15 protein-coding genes are annotated in these 16,329 nt (G+C 43.3%); all 15 read right to left on the bottom strand.

Translation table 11 applies throughout. The annotated features are described in order from the left end of the window. Nucleotides 1-126: 126 nt before the first annotated feature. On the bottom strand, nt 127-492 hold the full coding sequence (locus Q5C82_RS16880) for a small basic family protein (RefSeq protein ID WP_003221434.1): 366 nt from the start codon (nt 490-492) through the stop codon (nt 127-129). Nucleotides 493-509: 17 nt separating this feature from the next. Then, the gene (locus Q5C82_RS16875; RefSeq protein ID WP_003221432.1) at nt 510-1,217 is read right to left on the bottom strand and encodes a DUF881 domain-containing protein; all 708 of its coding nucleotides are present in this window, start codon (nt 1,215-1,217) and stop codon (nt 510-512) included. Between the two features lie 22 nt (nt 1,218-1,239). Further along, the gene (locus Q5C82_RS16870; protein WP_003221430.1) at nt 1,240-1,935 is read right to left on the bottom strand and encodes a DUF881 domain-containing protein; all 696 of its coding nucleotides are present in this window, start codon (nt 1,933-1,935) and stop codon (nt 1,240-1,242) included. Further along, entirely contained in the window at nt 1,932-2,723 is a 792-nt protein-coding gene (divIB, locus tag Q5C82_RS16865; RefSeq protein WP_003221428.1) for a cell division protein DivIB, read from the bottom strand. Before divIB ends, Q5C82_RS16870 begins: the two co-directional genes overlap by 4 nt. Nucleotides 2,724-2,853: 130 nt before the next feature. Next, nucleotides 2,854-3,765 carry a UDP-N-acetylmuramate dehydrogenase gene (murB, locus tag Q5C82_RS16860; RefSeq protein ID WP_003221425.1) on the bottom strand — a complete coding sequence of 304 codons (912 nt, stop codon included), beginning with the start codon at nt 3,763-3,765 and terminating at the stop codon, nt 2,854-2,856. Between the two features lie 31 nt (nt 3,766-3,796). After that, the gene (gene murG / locus Q5C82_RS16855) at nt 3,797-4,888 is read right to left on the bottom strand and encodes an undecaprenyldiphospho-muramoylpentapeptide beta-N-acetylglucosaminyltransferase (protein ID WP_003221423.1); all 1,092 of its coding nucleotides are present in this window, start codon (nt 4,886-4,888) and stop codon (nt 3,797-3,799) included. A gap of 119 nt (nt 4,889-5,007) precedes the next feature. Continuing rightward, complete coding sequence (spoVE, locus tag Q5C82_RS16850; RefSeq protein WP_003221421.1) at nt 5,008-6,108, bottom strand: stage V sporulation protein E; 1,101 nt, start codon at nt 6,106-6,108, stop codon at nt 5,008-5,010. A gap of 60 nt (nt 6,109-6,168) precedes the next feature. Beyond that, nucleotides 6,169-7,524, bottom strand: coding sequence for a UDP-N-acetylmuramoyl-L-alanine--D-glutamate ligase (murD, locus tag Q5C82_RS16845; RefSeq protein WP_003221419.1), 1,356 nt, complete (start codon nt 7,522-7,524; stop codon nt 6,169-6,171). Then, nucleotides 7,525-8,499 (bottom strand): phospho-N-acetylmuramoyl-pentapeptide-transferase, encoded by a 975-nt coding sequence (gene mraY, locus Q5C82_RS16840; protein ID WP_003221416.1) that lies wholly within the window; start codon nt 8,497-8,499, stop codon nt 7,525-7,527. It abuts the gene before it with no gap. Nucleotides 8,500-8,610: 111 nt separating this feature from the next. Then, nucleotides 8,611-10,095: a UDP-N-acetylmuramoyl-L-alanyl-D-glutamate--2,6-diaminopimelate ligase gene (locus Q5C82_RS16835; protein WP_003221411.1), complete on the bottom strand. Its 1,485-nt coding sequence runs from the start codon at nt 10,093-10,095 to the stop codon at nt 8,611-8,613. Nucleotides 10,096-10,271: 176 nt separating this feature from the next. Further along, entirely contained in the window at nt 10,272-12,212 is a 1,941-nt protein-coding gene (locus Q5C82_RS16830) for a stage V sporulation protein D (protein WP_003221409.1), read from the bottom strand. A gap of 133 nt (nt 12,213-12,345) precedes the next feature. Then, on the bottom strand, nt 12,346-14,496 hold the full coding sequence (gene pbpB, locus Q5C82_RS16825; RefSeq protein ID WP_013307975.1) for a penicillin-binding protein 2B: 2,151 nt from the start codon (nt 14,494-14,496) through the stop codon (nt 12,346-12,348). After that, entirely contained in the window at nt 14,493-14,846 is a 354-nt protein-coding gene (gene ftsL, locus Q5C82_RS16820) for a cell division protein FtsL (protein ID WP_003221405.1), read from the bottom strand. Before ftsL ends, pbpB begins: the two co-directional genes overlap by 4 nt. Nucleotides 14,847-14,884: 38 nt before the next feature. Then, complete coding sequence (rsmH, locus tag Q5C82_RS16815) at nt 14,885-15,820, bottom strand: 16S rRNA (cytosine(1402)-N(4))-methyltransferase RsmH (RefSeq protein WP_003221404.1); 936 nt, start codon at nt 15,818-15,820, stop codon at nt 14,885-14,887. 69 nt (nt 15,821-15,889) lie between these two features. After that, on the bottom strand, nt 15,890-16,321 hold the full coding sequence (gene mraZ, locus Q5C82_RS16810) for a division/cell wall cluster transcriptional repressor MraZ (RefSeq protein WP_003221402.1): 432 nt from the start codon (nt 16,319-16,321) through the stop codon (nt 15,890-15,892). Between the last annotated feature and the right edge of the window lie 8 nt (nt 16,322-16,329).

Here is a 16,329-nt window from a genome sequence, read left to right as displayed (position 1 = left end):
GAACAACAATACAATGAATGTGGCTTTACAAGTGTGTAACAAAAAATAACAACGGAATATTCCTTATGTGCTCTTCACATTTTATGTTTATTGAAAATATTCGTTATATCCTATGTATATCCTCTTTTATATCACATTTTTTTTATTTTTTTTAGAAAGAGTCCACTTTGTTAGTAGATATCTTCTGATAACGGCTATATTCTGAAATAATCTGACTCCAAATGCGAATATACCTGCTAAATACAAGTCTACACCAAGATGGACTCCCAGAAAAGCTAAACTTATTGCCAATATAATATTAAAAAAGAAACCGGAAACAAATACCATTTCATCATATGTACCTTGTAAATGCGCCCTGATACCGCCGATTAATGTATCAAGTGCGGCAAGCACCGCGAGCGATAAGTAGTTTGAATATTCACTCGGTATCGTTAGGTTTGTCATCAGTCCGATCGCTATTCCGAGCACCAGTCCCAGCACGGGCAGCCACATGACAATTCTCCTCCTTTTCAGTCTTTAAGCGGTTTCAGCTGTTGTACATCTAATGATCTGTCGTATGCTTTTAGTGTCAGGTTGCTGTCAGATTTACCGGCTTTTAATGCTAAATTTTCAGATGCAAAAAGGTCCTCAAGTCCTGACCCCTTCACTCTGCTGTACAGCATGTCCGGATCTTTGGCAAGCACTTTTACTGTTAAAGGATAATCGTCAAGGCCGTATCCGTCTATTTTCGTTGTGCCGTTTATATCCCTAATGACGGTATGATTCACAACTCTTCGCTCATTAATTGAAATATGCTCTGCACCGAAGGAGTTGAGTTCATTGATCAGCTTCTTCAGCAAATCTGGAGGCGGATTTTCGATCGGCTCTCCTGTTAAGCTTTCAGAAAAAAGCGGGGAAATGGTGATGACAATTCCGCTACCTGTTATATCGGTCATCCCGGCTGTTTTTTTTAAGGTTTGCAAGGTATTATTGAGCGCAGTTTCTTTTGTCATTTCTTTTGTTTGCGAATAGCTATTGAGCAGTTTATCATATTTGTTTATTTCAGCCAGCAGCTTTTCCTGCTTCTTCTGCTCTGACGTTAGCTCTTCCCTTATATCCCACATATCTCTTGTATCTCGGACTTGAGGGTGCTTTAATGAGTTAAACTGAACAGCTATCATGAGGCCGAAGATGACCATAAGCACACTGATGCTTATGAAGGAACGCTTTATTTTCAATCTGTTTCACCCGCTTTTTCAGTCATTCCTTCGTTTTCAGAATCGGTTTCATTTGTACGTCTTTCTCTTTTTCTGCGGAAACAGAAATATGATCCATTGACAGCTGATCGATCAGGCCTCCTGCTATATTTAACGAAGGCAGCAGGACATCAGGATCTCCAATAGCAGATATCGTAAATGGGGCGGGATGCTGCACCCCGTCTACCGTTACAACAGGGCCATTGCACTTGATATAGGAATCATGTGTCAAACGCTGGCCATTAACGGCGACGGCCGCCGCACCCGAGATATACAGTTCGTTTACCACTTGAAAGATATGGCTTTCGTGAACGATGTAACTGTTCACATTCTCCCCTTCCGGTATGTAGGACGCATCTTCCAAGGTCACCTCAACGCCCTCTCCCTGCACACCGACTTCCCCAATATACATTCTATATTTTTCTGTATCTTCGAGGACGTTATAGTATTCCGTCTTTTCTTTCTTCAGCTTATTTTCCGCCTGACGGACTTTGTTTTGCTTTTGATACAATTCTTTTTCAAGATTTTTATTTTCTTTCTCCTGCTTCAGGAGTTCATCTCTCAGCGCATATTCTTTTTTCCACTCTTCCGTCTCAGCCGCGCTTTTGCTGTTTTCTTTTGTCATTTGAAAAGAAAATGATATCAAAAAGCCTGCGATAAGCATAATCAAAGAAAGGAGGACTGCTGATTTACCCCTCAATTTTCATCTTCCTTTTTAGCAGCTTTATCGTTTTTTCCAAACTCTTCGAAGTAGGTGGCAACTTCTAAATGAATAATTCCTTTTTTATTGCTGCTAAGCTGCGAAATGATAGAAGGATACGTTTTCATTCGGTCTGCAAAGGTTTTAATAGACGCAGTGACAACATAACCGTCGTTCATGTACAACTTAATACGGTTTTCATCCATTTTTACAGGCGTATAATAAATTTCTGAAATGGACTGTTTTAACGAATTTGACAAAGCATCCAGCTGCTTGGCCATTTGAGACCGTTTCTTCGCGTTTGTCCAATTTACCAGTATCGGTCCGGCATCATCCGGCGTTACTTCGTTTGGCAGAACTGAACCGTTTTCAAGCACTTCATAGTACACATCGTCTTTTTCTAAATAAGCAATCGCTTTATATTCTTCGATCGCAATGTTGATTTTATTAGGAAGCGATTTGCTGATCTCCGCTTTTTTTACTAATTTATTTTGCTGAATCTTCTTTTCTGTTTTTTTCTTGTCCAAACTCCAAAACTCAGTATCTCCGCTGTTAATATCGGAAAGCTCGATAATTTCCTTTTTGGATACATTCTCATTCCCTGTAACAGAGATTGTTGATACTTTACTGATTGGCGTCTGCAGGTACACGATGATCAGCACCATAATAAAAAAGAGCATAATAAATGAAATGAGACGGCGGTTGGCCTTCTGTTTCCGCTGCTCTTTAATTTTAGGAATCCGTTCCTCAATGTTTACGATTTTTTCTCGGTCATGACCCGGGTTCATTGCCTGTTCACCTCATTCAAATGAAACAGCTGTTAAAAGTCTGTCTATTCCAAAACAAACGGCATACTATGGATGCCGTTTGTCGTTTGCTTACAGTATATCATATGAACAGCTTCAGTCAGAACTTGAATCAGCGATTTTCACCGATGATTTCAACCTCTGTGTGCATATCAATCTCGTATTTTTCACGGATTGTCTTTTTCACATGGTCAATGAGATCAAGCACATCTTTTGCTGATGCTCCGCCCGCATTGACGATGAAGTTTCCGTGCATTTCCGATATCTTTGCACCGCCGATTTGATATCCTTTCAAGCCTGCTTTTTCTACAAGGTTTCCGGCATGATTCGGAAGCGGATTTCTGAATATGCTTCCCGCACAAGGGCTTGAATACGGCTGTGTATTTTTTCTGTAGTCTTTATTGCTTTGCATTTGCTGAACGATTGATTCTTTATCCTTCTGCTCCAGCTGCAGAACAGCTTCAAGGCAAACGCCCGGGCGTTTCTTTTGCAATACAGATGTTCTGTAGCTGAAATCCATCTGCTCATTTGTCAGCCACTCAATCGTGCCGTCTTCAAACAAAATATGTGCTTTGACGAGAATTTCGCTCATATCAGAGCCGTGAGCGCCGGCATTCATGTAAACTGCTCCACCGACTGATCCTGGAATACCGGCAGCAAATTCCAAACCGGACAAGCCTTTTTTGCTCAATGATGTAGCAAGACGAACCACTGAATAACCGCCTCCGACCGTCACTTGCTCCCCTTCAAGCTCCAGATGGTCAAGACCTACCCCCAGCTTAATCACTACGCCTCTGATTCCCTCATCTAAAACAAGAAGATTTGATCCACGGCCGATGACTGTCCACTTCACATCATATTTTTTAATCACGTCCATGATATCTTTGACAGCATCTACACTGCTTGGAATGACCAATACATCCGCAGGTCCGCCGATTTTCATCGTTGTATGATTCGCGAGCGGTTCGTTTGCAAGAACCTTGCCGACTTCGCGTTCTTTTAATTCTTGTATCACTTTCTCCATCGTAAACCTCCGCATTCCATTTGCTTTTCTATTATTTTTTCAATTCTTCGAGTACGCTGTATAAACGGGCAGCCGCGTCAGGAACACCGAGTGACTTTGTCCGTTCGCTCATTTCCTTTAACGTTTGCTCATTCAATACAATCCGGTCAAGCGCATCAATCAGCTTTTCACCGTTGAGCTCTGTTTCTTTCAGAACAATCGCTGCATCATGCTGGCCGAGAGATCTGGCATTGACCTCTTGGTGATTCGCTGTTACATATGGGCTTGGGATCAGGACACTTGGGATACCGAGAGCAGTAATTTCGGCAATCGTCGTCGCACCGGCTCTGGCCACAATGACATCAATGGCCTTTAAATACTCTGGCATTTGATGAAGAAACGGCTTTGTGACCATATTATCAGCGGCACCCTTGCTATTCAGCTCACTCATCACTTTTTCATAGTGAACTTCACCGGTGATATATAGCACTTGATAGTCTCTTGTTTTCAGCGCATCCTGCATGTCAATGACAGCACGGTTAATCGGTGCAGCGCCTCGGCTTCCTCCAAAGATTAAAACCGTTTTTTTCTCTTCAGAAAGCCCAAATTCAGCCATTGATCGGCCCGTCTTTATTGAGACGACTTCAGAGGCTCTCGGGTTTCCCGTAAATACAACTTTCTCGCCAGGAAAATGTGATTTTGCTTCTTCAAAACAAATCGCTACTTTATTAACATATTTTGAAAGAAACTTATTCGTGATGCCCGGCAGGCTGTTTTGTTCATGGACAATAGTCGGAATTCCCATTTTTGCAGCGGCATAGACAACCGGCCCGCATACGTAACCGCCCGTTCCAATCACGGCATCGGGCTTAAATTCCGCTAAATACGATTTGCTCTTTTTTACACCCTTCAGAAAACGCATCACAGTCTTGACGTTTTCAAATGACAGCTTTCTTTTAAATCCTGTAATTTCAATTGAACGAAACGGTATATTCTCCCGCTCAACAATTTTTTTCTCCAATCCGTTTTCTGTTCCGATATATAAAAATTCCACATCAGGATGACGGCGCTGCACTTCTTTAATAAAAGCAAGCGCAGGATAAATATGTCCTCCTGTACCGCCTCCGCTTATTGCAATTCGCATATCTCTTCCCCCAGTCTAAGTTTCTCTATAACATAACGATAACCCTGTTTTGTTGGACAGGGTTATCGCATCAATTGTTTCCCAGCTTCCTGTTCATAGGACGCCTGACAATACATTCATTAATACCTCGAGTAGCGGCTCACATTCAGCAGCACGCCGACAGCCATCAGCATCAGAGTCAATGATGAGCCTCCGTAGCTCAGAAACGGGAGCGTGATGCCTGTTACCGGAATAAGGCCCGTTACTACGCCGATATTAATCATGACTTGAATAGCAATCATTGAAATAATGCCGACTGCGACAAAGCTTCCGTACAGATCAGGGGCACCGAGCGCTATTCTGATCCCTCTCCACAGCAGAACGCTAAAGAGAAGCAAAATAAGTGATCCCCCGATAAAGCCAAGTTCCTCTGACAAGATGGCGAAAATAAAGTCTGTTTGCGGCTCAGGCAGATAAAAGAACTTCTGTCTGCTTTGTCCAAGGCCCATTCCGAACAATCCGCCGGGCCCCACTGCATAAAGCGATTGAATGATTTGAAAACCGCTTCCGAGCGGGTCTTCCCATGGATTTAAGTAGGAGGTAATCCGCTTAATCCGATATGGAGCCGATAGTACGAGCCCAACAAATCCGCTGAGGCCAATCAGCCCAAGAAAGACAAAATGGGCGATTCGCGCGCCGGCTACAAAAATCATGACAATGCAAGTTCCGACCATCACCGTTCCCGTTCCGAGGTCAGGCTGGCACATGATAATCAAAAATGCTGAAAACACGATGCCAAGTGCCGGGACGAACCCCCGTCTGAACGATGTGATGTTTTTTTGTTTTTCAGAGAGAAATTTAGCAAGGAATGCGATCATCGCAAGCTTCATAAACTCTGAAGGCTGTATGCTGAATGCCCCGACTCCGATCCAGCTTCTTGAACCGTTTCGCACCATGCCGACGCCTGGTATCAAAACAAGCACCAGAAGGAAAAAGCAGATAACCATCAGCAACTTGGACCATGTCCTCCAAGTCCAATAATCAACATTCATGATAAAAAACATGGCAATGACGCCGATTCCCGCAAACAGCAGCTGCCGTTTAGCGAAAAAGAATGAGTCGTCAAATTTATAATCCGCCCATACCGCACTCGCACTGTACACCATAATTAATCCGATTGTTAATAATAATAACGTAATGATGACCAATAACAAATCAGGCGATGTTTTTTTAGTAGTCAAAGCAATCGACACCCCAAGCTTAAAGTCATTAGGGCTGTCGATTTACTCCAAGACAAGCCCTTACTTAAGCATATGCACGGCATCTATAAACATGTCACCGCGTTCTTCAAATGTTTTGAATTGATCCCAGCTCGCACACGCAGGTGACAGCAGGATGACATCTCCTTCATTTGAGAGCGCAAACGCCGCAGATACTGCTTGTTCAACATTATCGACACGTTTGACATGTTGTATTCCCATCTCATTGCCGAGCTTCTCGAGTTTCGGCGCTGTCTGGCCAAATGTAAGCACTGCTTTGACGTGTTTCATATACGGTTTTAAGTCGTCAAAACCATTTCCGCGATCCAGTCCGCCCGCAAGCAAAATGACCGGTTTGTCAAAAGCTGAAAGCGCCTTGCTTGTCGCCAAAATGTTTGTCGCTTTACTGTCATTATAAAACTTGCGGTCTTTCACTGTTGTGACATATTGGAGACGATGCTTCACGCCAGTAAAGCTTGTCAGCACCTTTTTGACTGCTTCATTGGACGCTCCTGCCGTTTTCACAACTGCAATGGCAGCTAATATGTTCTCCAAATTATGAGCGCCGGGAAGCACAACCTCTTCCAGAGGAATAATGGCTTCGCCGTTAAACATAATCATACCGTCTTTTACATAAGCGCCCTGTTCAAGCGTTTTGCTGACCGAAAATGGGATGTTTTCGGCTTTTCCTGCTTCAGCCAGACGCACGACAGTTTCATCATCCTGGTTGACAATGGCTTTATCTGAAGCAGCCTGATGAAGATACACTTTCTGTTTCGCTTTTTCATAGTTTTCTCGCGTATGGTGATAATCCAAATGAGCGTCAAACAAGTTTAAGATCAGACTGATTTCCGGCCTGAAAGCGTGTGTTCCCATCAGCTGAAACGAAGACAGTTCAGTAACGATCCATTCATCCCCATCAGCATGATAGGCAACCTCACTTGCAACTGTGCCGATGTTTCCGGCAATCAGTGCCTTTTGCGAGTCAGCTTTGAGCATTTCATAAATCAGCGTTGTCGTTGTCGTTTTTCCGTTCGATCCGGTAATCCCGATAAACTTGGCGTTTGTCAGGTAGTAAGCGAGCTCAATTTCCGTCCAAACCGGAATGCCTCTTTTTTCTGCTTCCTGAACCATAATATTTTCATAAGGAATTCCCGGGTTTTTGATCAGAACTGTGATTTGATGCTGATCGAACAGAGAAACTGGATGCTCCCCGCAAACAACCTCGATTCCTTTTTCAGAAAGCTTTTGCGCTGGTTCGTTTTCTTCAAAAGGCTTTTGGTCGTTGACTGCAACATAAATGCCTTTTTCATGAAGAATGGATGCCGCCGCATACCCGCTTTTCGCGAGCCCAAGGATTAAAAAATGCTGATTCTGTAAAAATTGATCGTTTTCCACTTATAACCACACCTCGATGTAAATTCCTAAAACGGCAAGCAAAAGTCCCGCAGTCCAAAACGTCACGACTACTCTCCATTCAGACCAGCCGACAAGCTCATAATGGTGATGAAGCGGGCTCATTTTAAAGATTCGTTTACCTGTCGTTTTAAAGCTGATAACCTGCAGAATAACGGATAATGTCTCGATAACGAATACACCGCCGATGATAACCAGCAGGATTTCTAATTTCGTTAAAATGGCAATGGTAACGATAGCTCCTCCCAATGCAAGCGATCCCGTATCTCCCATAAAGACTTTGGCCGGATGAGCATTAAATACGAGGAAGCCCAGCACTGCACCGACAACGGCAACTGAGAAAATCGCTACATCATATTGAGACTGATTCCATGCCAGGATAGCAAAGGCGCCAAAAGCAATCGCAGCCGTACCGGATAATAAACCGTCAAGACCGTCAGTCAGGTTAACTGCATTTGATCCGCCGACAAGCATAAAGAGCACTAGGATAAAGTAAGCCCAGCCAAGATCAAATGATAAGTCAGTTCCAGGCACGCGAATGTCCGTCGCAAAATTGTAGTAATGGTACACGGCATAAAATACAATCGCAATGATAATTTGTCCGATCAGCTTTTGCTTTGACGTCAATCCAAGGTTGCGCTTCATGACGACCTTGATGTAATCATCTAAAAAGCCAAGCAAACCGTAGCCGAGCGTAACAAACAGAAGCAGCACCATTTCCGGGCTTATTTCTGAAAACTTCTGTGTCATAACAATTGTTGTCACAATGATAGAAAGTATGATCATGACCCCGCCCATTGTCGGCGTCCCTGATTTTTTCTGATGTGATTTCGGTCCTTCTTCTCTAATACTCTGGCCGAATTTTAATCTTCTTAAAAACGGAATAAGAATCGGAGAGAGCAGAACACTAATTAAAAACCCCATTAAAATTGTAAACAGAATGACTTGCTCAAGCATTGTCCTTTTCTCCTCCTGTTTCTTTCAAACGACATACGTAGTTATCATATTCATGATTTTTTTCCATATGAAACATCTTTTCAAGCTCCATTATTCCATAACATCTCTTTCCTATGAATTCGTCTTATTTTTATTGAGTTCGACAATGGCTCTCGCCGCCACTTCAGCATCGTCAAAATCGAAAGTTTCGCTTCCAATCTGCTGATAGGTTTCATGCCCTTTTCCGGCAATGAGAACAACATCACCTTTTTTGGCATTGGCAATCGCGAAAAAGATCGCCTGCTCGCGGTTTGCAATGCTGTGGTAGTATTCGTTCTCTACGCCAGCTTCCATATCTCTTAAAATCGCGCGGGGGTCTTCGCTTCTCGGATTATCTGAAGTGAAAATCGGTTCGTCAGCCAGCTCCACAGCGATTTTAGCCATTTTCGGGCGTTTCGTCTTATCTCTGTCTCCCCCGCAGCCAACAACGACAAAAAGCTTTCCTTCCGTCATGTCTCTGCAAGTGTTCAGCACATTTTCAAGGCTGTCCGGCGTGTGCGCGTAATCAACGATAACCGGAAACTCCTGCTGCTGATTAACCAACTCAAATCGGCCTCTTACGCCATGCAATTCTTCAACGGCTGCAGTGATCGTTTCAAACGGTATGCCTGCTGCGATACATGTTGCAACAGCTGCCAGCACATTATACACATTAAATTGTCCGACAAGCGACATTGTAATGTGCTTAGTGCCTTTGTTTGTCACAAGATCAAAGCTTGTTCCCTGTGCAGTGATCGTGATGTTCTTCGCCATCACATCAGCGTTGTTTTTAATTCCGTATGTAGAGATATGCGCTGCGGTCACCTTTTCAAAATAAGCGCTCGCCTCATCATCAGCATTCAGTACGGCACGCTTTGGATGTTCGTGGTTGAAAGCCCCGCCAAGCTGAGAAAAGAGCAGGCTTTTTGCCTGTCGGTACTCATCCATCGTTTTATGATAGTCCAGATGGTCCTGCGTTAAATTCGTAAACACGGCAATATCATAATCACACCCATGAACACGTCCTAAAGACAAAGCGTGAGAAGAAACTTCCATGATGGCAGTGTCTACTTGCTTGTCATTCATTTTCTTAAACGTTTTCTGCAGCGTGACGCTTTCCGGAGTCGTGTTTTTAACGGGAAGTGTTTCATCACCGATTTTCATGTACATGGTACCGATCAAGCCTGTGCGTTTTCCCGCTTTTTTCAGAATCTCATCGACCATATGGGTCGTTGATGTTTTGCCGTTTGTGCCTGTGATTCCGATTAGCTGAAGCTTCTTTGTCGGCTGTCCGTAAAACGCATCAGACAAAACGCTTAGCGCACGCAGTGACCGCCGGACAATAATGACAGGCACATCCACATCGAGCTCTCTTTCTGCCACAATAGCCGCTGCGCCGCTTTCTACTGCTTTTTGCGCAAAATCATGGCCATCCACCGTATACCCTTTTACACATACAAAAAGACTCCCTTTCTTTACTTCTCTGGAGTCCATCTCAATTGAAGTTATTTCAGGGTCTTGTGAGTCGTTTACAGAAGGTTCGGTTGTTAAATATGTAAGCAGCTTTGTAAGTTTCATCGTATCAAACCTCTCAACATTCTAGTTCGTTCTTTTTATCATTGAAGTCACGTCAACTGATGTGATAATGATTTTAAGCATACAGTTCATATTTTAGCGTAAATAAAAGGATACATCCAGCTAATCTTGAAAGATATCAGCAATTTTTCTGCAATAATATAAAAGGCAGCCCGAAATTAATCGGCTGCCTCCTTTTCATCTTCTTCAGTCAAATAAACGCGTATCTTTGAGCCCTCTTTTACTTTCGTTCCGGCAGCTGGCGATTGTTTAACGATTTTGCTTCCTTTCCCGGAAGCATCCACATTGAGATTCACCAAAAGTGACTCAAGATCTGAGACAGACATCCCTACAACATTCGGAACTTCTACTGTTTTTGTGTCGTTCCATTGGTATTTTTTCTCGATTTGATTTTTCCGAGGCTTCACACCAAGCTCCGGCAGGCTGTCTCTCATAATATTCCCGACAATTGGCGCTGCAACCGTTCCGCCAAACTGAATCGTCCCTTTCGGGTTATCTACCGCGACATAGACGACAAGGCTCGGATCGTCAGCCGGCGCGAAACCGATAAATGATACAATGTGGTTGTTTTCAAGGTATTTTCCATCTTTAACCTTTTGTGCAGTTCCCGTTTTTCCGCCGACACGATACCCTTCAACAAAAGCGTTGCGGCCCGTGCCTTCTGCGACGACGCTTTCCAAAGCATAGCGGATTTGTTTGGATGTTTTCTCAGAAATAACTTGTTTCTTTGCGATTGGTGATTGTTTTTTAACCGTTTTTTTCGTTACAGGATCGATCCATTCCTTTGCGATATAAGGTGTGTAGAGCGTTCCTCCGTTTACAGCGGCAGATACGGCTGCAACCTGCTGAATCGGAGTGACAGATACCCCCTGTCCGAAAGCCGTAGTCGCTTGCTCCACCGGACCTACTCTATCAAGCGGGAATAAGATTCCTGTTCCCTCGCCCTGCAGATCAATTCCCGTTTTTTGGCCGAAACCAAAGCCTTTGATATATTTGAAAAGCTTCTCCTTTCCTAAGCGTTCCCCTAATTCAACAAACCCCGGGTTGCAGGAGTTCTGTACAACTTCTAGATACGTCTGCAGCCCGTGTCCGCCTCTTTTCCAGCACCGCAGTCTCGCTCCGTCCACTTCTGCATGCCCTTTATCATAAAATTGATCACGTTTTAAATTTACTTTTTGCTCCTCAAGTGCTGCTGCAAGTGTAATAATTTTAAAGGTAGATCCCGGCTCATACGTGCTCCATACCGGCAGATTCCGATTGTAGACGGACGGATCGACCGATTGATAATCAGCCGGGTCAAAGTCAGGCCTGCTAGCCATCCCTAATATTTCTCCGTTTTTCGGATTCATGGCCACAGCAATCATACCGTCAGGGTGATATTTGGCCTCGGCATTATCAAGCTCTCTTTCCATTATCGTCTGAACCTTTGAATCAACTGTCAGCTTCATATCAAGCCCGTCCTTAGGCGGCGTGTAGTCATCCGCTTCATCAGGCATTTTCTTCCCCTTGGCATCTGTATAAAACTTAACAGAACCTTTTTCCCCTTTGAGATCATCGTCGTAATAGGCTTCAAGTCCAAGGAGCCCTTGGTTGTCAATGCCTGCAAATCCAAGAACATGAGATAAAAAGCTGCCGAACGGGTAATGGCGGATACTATCCTCCGCTACATACACTCCCTTTAAATCAAGCGCTTTGATTTCTTTCGCCTTTTCATTTGAAATCTTTCTTCCTTCAGGAGTTATCTTTTCGATTGACGCTTTTTTTGTCACATGCTTATATACTTTTTCTTCTGACATGTTTAAAACCGCCGCAAGCTGCTTGCTCGTTTTCATTGGATTCTGGACTTGGCGCGGCACGACGAATACGGTCGGCGCACTTTTGTTTGTTGCGAGTTTCACACCGTTCCGATCCAGAATCTCGCCTCTCTCCGGCTCAAACGGCAAGTTCCTGCTCCAGGAATCTTTCGCAAGCGAAGTCAGTTTCTCGCCCATCACAAACTGAACATACCCCAGCCTAGTATCAATGATCAGAAACACGATCACGCCAAAAAGCAAAACAAATAATAAACGTTTTCTAACCGTTACATTCGAGACGCGCAAGAGACCGTTCACTCCTTATTTAGGCTTGTTTCATTTTATGCCTGTAATTGGACAGGTAGAACGATGCTCCTCTGAAGGTATAAAAAAAGAAAGCCTGCATAATGGGGAAAATCCCCGCAAGCTTTCTTTCTTTTTAATCAGGGTTTTTAAACTTAACCTTGATAACGTTTTTCCCTTTTATTTCTTTGTCCTTCTTGATGCTTTGGCTGACAGCATAGCCTTGTCCGCTTACTTCAATATGAATTCCCGCCAGCTCGCCGTACTGAAGAACCTCTCTTCTCGACCAGCCTGTCATATCAGGCATTTTGATTTTACCGCTCGTTTTCAGAAAGACCTTCTGATTGGTAAGAACTTCCTCATCCGCTTTCGGATACTGTTCTTTTACAGCGATATCACTGCCGATGACAATCGGTGTGAGATTCTCTTCTTTTGCTTTCTTTTGAGCAGCAGTAACCGTTTGATCTGTTAAATCAGGCATCGTCTGCGCTTTCGTTTCTTCCTTATCTGAGTTAGATTTTTCAGTTGGTTCGATGTTCAGGTAGTGCAGGCTGTTTTTCATTGTTGGGTTGAAGATTTCAGAAACTGGATTTGAACCCGTTTCATCATTCTCTAATTGCGGCTGCTGCACTGCAACATAGATCAACAGTTGAGGATCATCTTTAGGCGCCATTCCCATTACAGAGAATACGTAATTATCGCGGCCAGATAGATAACCGTTTTGTCCGGCAATTTGTGCGGTTCCAGTTTTAACAGCTACATCAAAACCTTCAATTTTATAAGGCTGTCCAGTACCGATATCAGATGTTACAACATCACCTAAAATATTACGAACCTTTTTAGCGGTGTCCGCAGAGATTGGCGTACCAGCTGACTGAGGTTTATTTTGATAAATGGTTTTCTTCGTATCAGGATCAACAATATGGTCTATGACATAGGGTTTCATCATTTTACCGTCATTCGCTATTGCAGTCGCAGCCTGCAGCTGTTGAATTGGTGTAACAGCAGAAGCTTGACCATATGCAGTCGATGCTTTATCAAACTCATATTTAAAGTTTATTTTACTTGATACTTCATTCGGCAAGTCAATACCTGTTTTTTGATAGAAATTGAATTTATGAAGATATTCATCAAGGCGGGTATAGCCCAGCTTTTCATTAGCCAATTTGGCAAAAGCCACATTAGAAGACCTTACTACACCATCATGGTATGATGTTGGTCCCCAGCCCACCCCTTCATTATGGTCTCTTACTATTCCTCCGCCTACTTTATATGTTCCGGACTTGTACTTTTCATTGCCGTTATACACATTCTCCTGTATGGCAGCAGCAAGTGTAAAAATCTTCATCGTTGATCCAGGCTCATATGCATATGAAATTAAATCATTATAGTAGTTCGTCACATCGCGCGTGTTCGGATCAAAGCTTGGGCGCTGCCCCATGGCAAGCACTTTGCCCGTTTTTGGGTCGACAACTGCAGCCATGATTTTTTTCGGATTATACTTTTTCGCCACTTTTGTCATGCTGTCTTCCAAAAAGGTTTGAATTTTCTGGTCAATGGTTAAATATACATTGTCACCATTTTTTGGTGCTGTAATTTTATTTTTGCTGTTCGGGAGCTCCCATCCGGATTTGTCACTTTCATATGTCACATATCCGTCCCGCTCCTTCAAATACTTATCCAGCACTTTTTCTAATCCCATCGCACCGGAAATTTCATTTGTTTCTTGGTCAACCTCGGCATAGCCGATTAAATTGGATGCAAAAACGCCGTTAGGATAGTAGCGTTTTGTATCCCGTAAAAATGAAATGCCCGGGAGTTTTAGCTTTTCGATTTTTTGCTTTTGCGAATACGTAATATCCCGGCCTGCTGAGCCGAACTCGACTTGTTTTGCACCTTTATTTAAGATATCAAGGATGTCAGCCTTGTCCATCTTTATCACTTTAGATAGCGCTTCCGCCGTTTTTTCTTTGTTTTGGACATGCTGAGGATGCTTTTTATCAGTGGTCATTTTTTCATCGAGAATGGCGATCAGTTTATATGTCGCTGTATCCTCTGCTATCACTTTTCCCTTTCGGTCTAAAATCGAGCCGCGGCTTGCTTCGATGGTCCTTTTCTTTTCATGCTGCTCTGTCGCTTTTGTCGCAAGCACTTCGCCATTCGCTTTTCCGGTTATTTGAATATATGCCATTCTCCCCAGGATGACAAAGAAAAAGAGAGCGAAACAAATACTTAGAATCGCTGCTCCTCTATTCATAAATTTATTCTTTTTTGGCATTTGAATCATTCCTGTATGTTTTTCACTTTTTTATCTTTTAAATTCAAGCCGTTCTTTTTCGCAATGTCCATAATGCGCTGCGGTTTGCTTAAATCAGCAACATTTTTTTCGAGGTCACCAATTTGCTTGTTTTCGGCTGAAATTTGCTCCTCAAGCTTTTGTACCTCAATATTGGTTTGATATGCCGCATACGCCTTCGATACAATCAAAAGCGATACGCTGAGCACTGCCGCAGCAAAGAGGACAAGGAGCACTTTTTCCCCGAGAGTAATGGAAGCCCTTTTCTTGACAATCACTTTTTTCTCAGGACTGATCGCATGCCGCTGCTGTTTCTCTGGTTGGTAAGCTAAATTGCTCATAGGCTGATGACCTCCTTTTAATTTGCTTTCGCGTTTCGTTATTTTCTTTTTTCGGCAATCCGAAGCTTCGCGGAACGAGCCCTGTTGTTTTCTTCAAGCTCTTCTTGAGATGCCGTAATCGGTTTTCGTGTGATGAGCTTCAGCTCCGGTTCAAACTCTTCCGGTATGACTGGAAGACCCGGAGGAAGTTCCGGAAGTGACGACTTTTCTTTAAAAGTGGATTTGCAAATTCTGTCTTCAAGCGAGTGGAAGGTTATGACTGATACCCTTCCCCCTGGCTTCAGAACCTCAATTGCCTGCTCCAAAGCCTCTTCAAACACCTTAAGTTCATCGTTCACTGCAATTCTGATTGCCTGAAATACGCGTTTAGCAGGATGTCCTCCGCTCCTTCTCGCTGGAGCGGGAATCGCGTCTTTTATTAGATCGACCAGTTGGCCCGTAGTTTGAATAGGAGATTTGATTCTTGCCTCCTCAATTTTTCTGGCGATCTGTTTGCTGAACTTTTCTTCGCCGTATTTAAAGAAAATACGAACGAGATCCTCATAGCGCCAATCATTAACGACTTCTTTCGCCGTAAGTGTGGCCGACTGGTCCATCCTCATGTCCAACGGTGCGTCATGATGGTAACTGAATCCGCGTTCCGGTGTATCCAGCTGCGGAGAAGACACCCCTAAATCAAATAAAATACCGTCTACTTCAGTAATGCCTTGTTCTTTCAAACATTCTTTTAAATACCTGAAATTGCTTTTAATCAGAATGAGCTGCCCTTTATAATCGGACAACGCTTCTTTCGCATGCTGTAATGCCATATCGTCTTGGTCAAAAGCGATTAAACGCCCCTTCTCGGATAACTGCTGCAATAAGTATGTACTGTGCCCAGCTCCGCCGAGTGTGCAGTCTACATATGTACCGTCCGGTTTAATATTGAGCCCGTCTACGGTTTCACGAAGAAGTACTGTCTTGTGTTGAAACATAATGTGTTGGTCCCACCTTTTATCAGGATGAATTGAAATTGTTTTTAGAGTGTTATACACGAAGAATCATTATATATCAAACCCAATCATGTTTTCAGCAATTTCAGCAAATGAATCTTCTTGCTCTTCTGTGTATTGTTCCCAAATTACTTTACTCCACAATTCAATTCGATTAGAAACCCCGATAACAACACATTCTTTTTCCAGTTTGGCATAATTCAATAGAGATGATGCGATATTTACCCTGCCTTGCTTGTCCAGTTCGCATTCGGTCGCCCCTGAAAAGAAGAAACGGGTAAACGCGCGGGCATCTTTTTTAGTGAGAGGAAGTGCTTTTAGTTTCTCTTCAATTTGTTTCCATTCGTGCATAGGGTAGCCGAAGAGACATTGGTCAAGCCCTCTAGTCAACACAAACTGCTCACCGAGGCCTTCTCTGAATTTAGCGGGTACGATCATGCGGCCCTTCGCATCGATGGTATGCTGATATTCACCCATAAACATGATCTCTT

The sequence above is a fragment of the uncultured Bacillus sp. genome (assembly GCF_958411575.1).
In the GTDB taxonomy this organism is placed as follows: Bacteria; Bacillota; Bacilli; order Bacillales; family Bacillaceae; genus Bacillus; species Bacillus spizizenii.
Note: the sequence above shows the minus strand (reverse complement) of the source record. Positions and strands in the feature narration are given on the sequence as shown.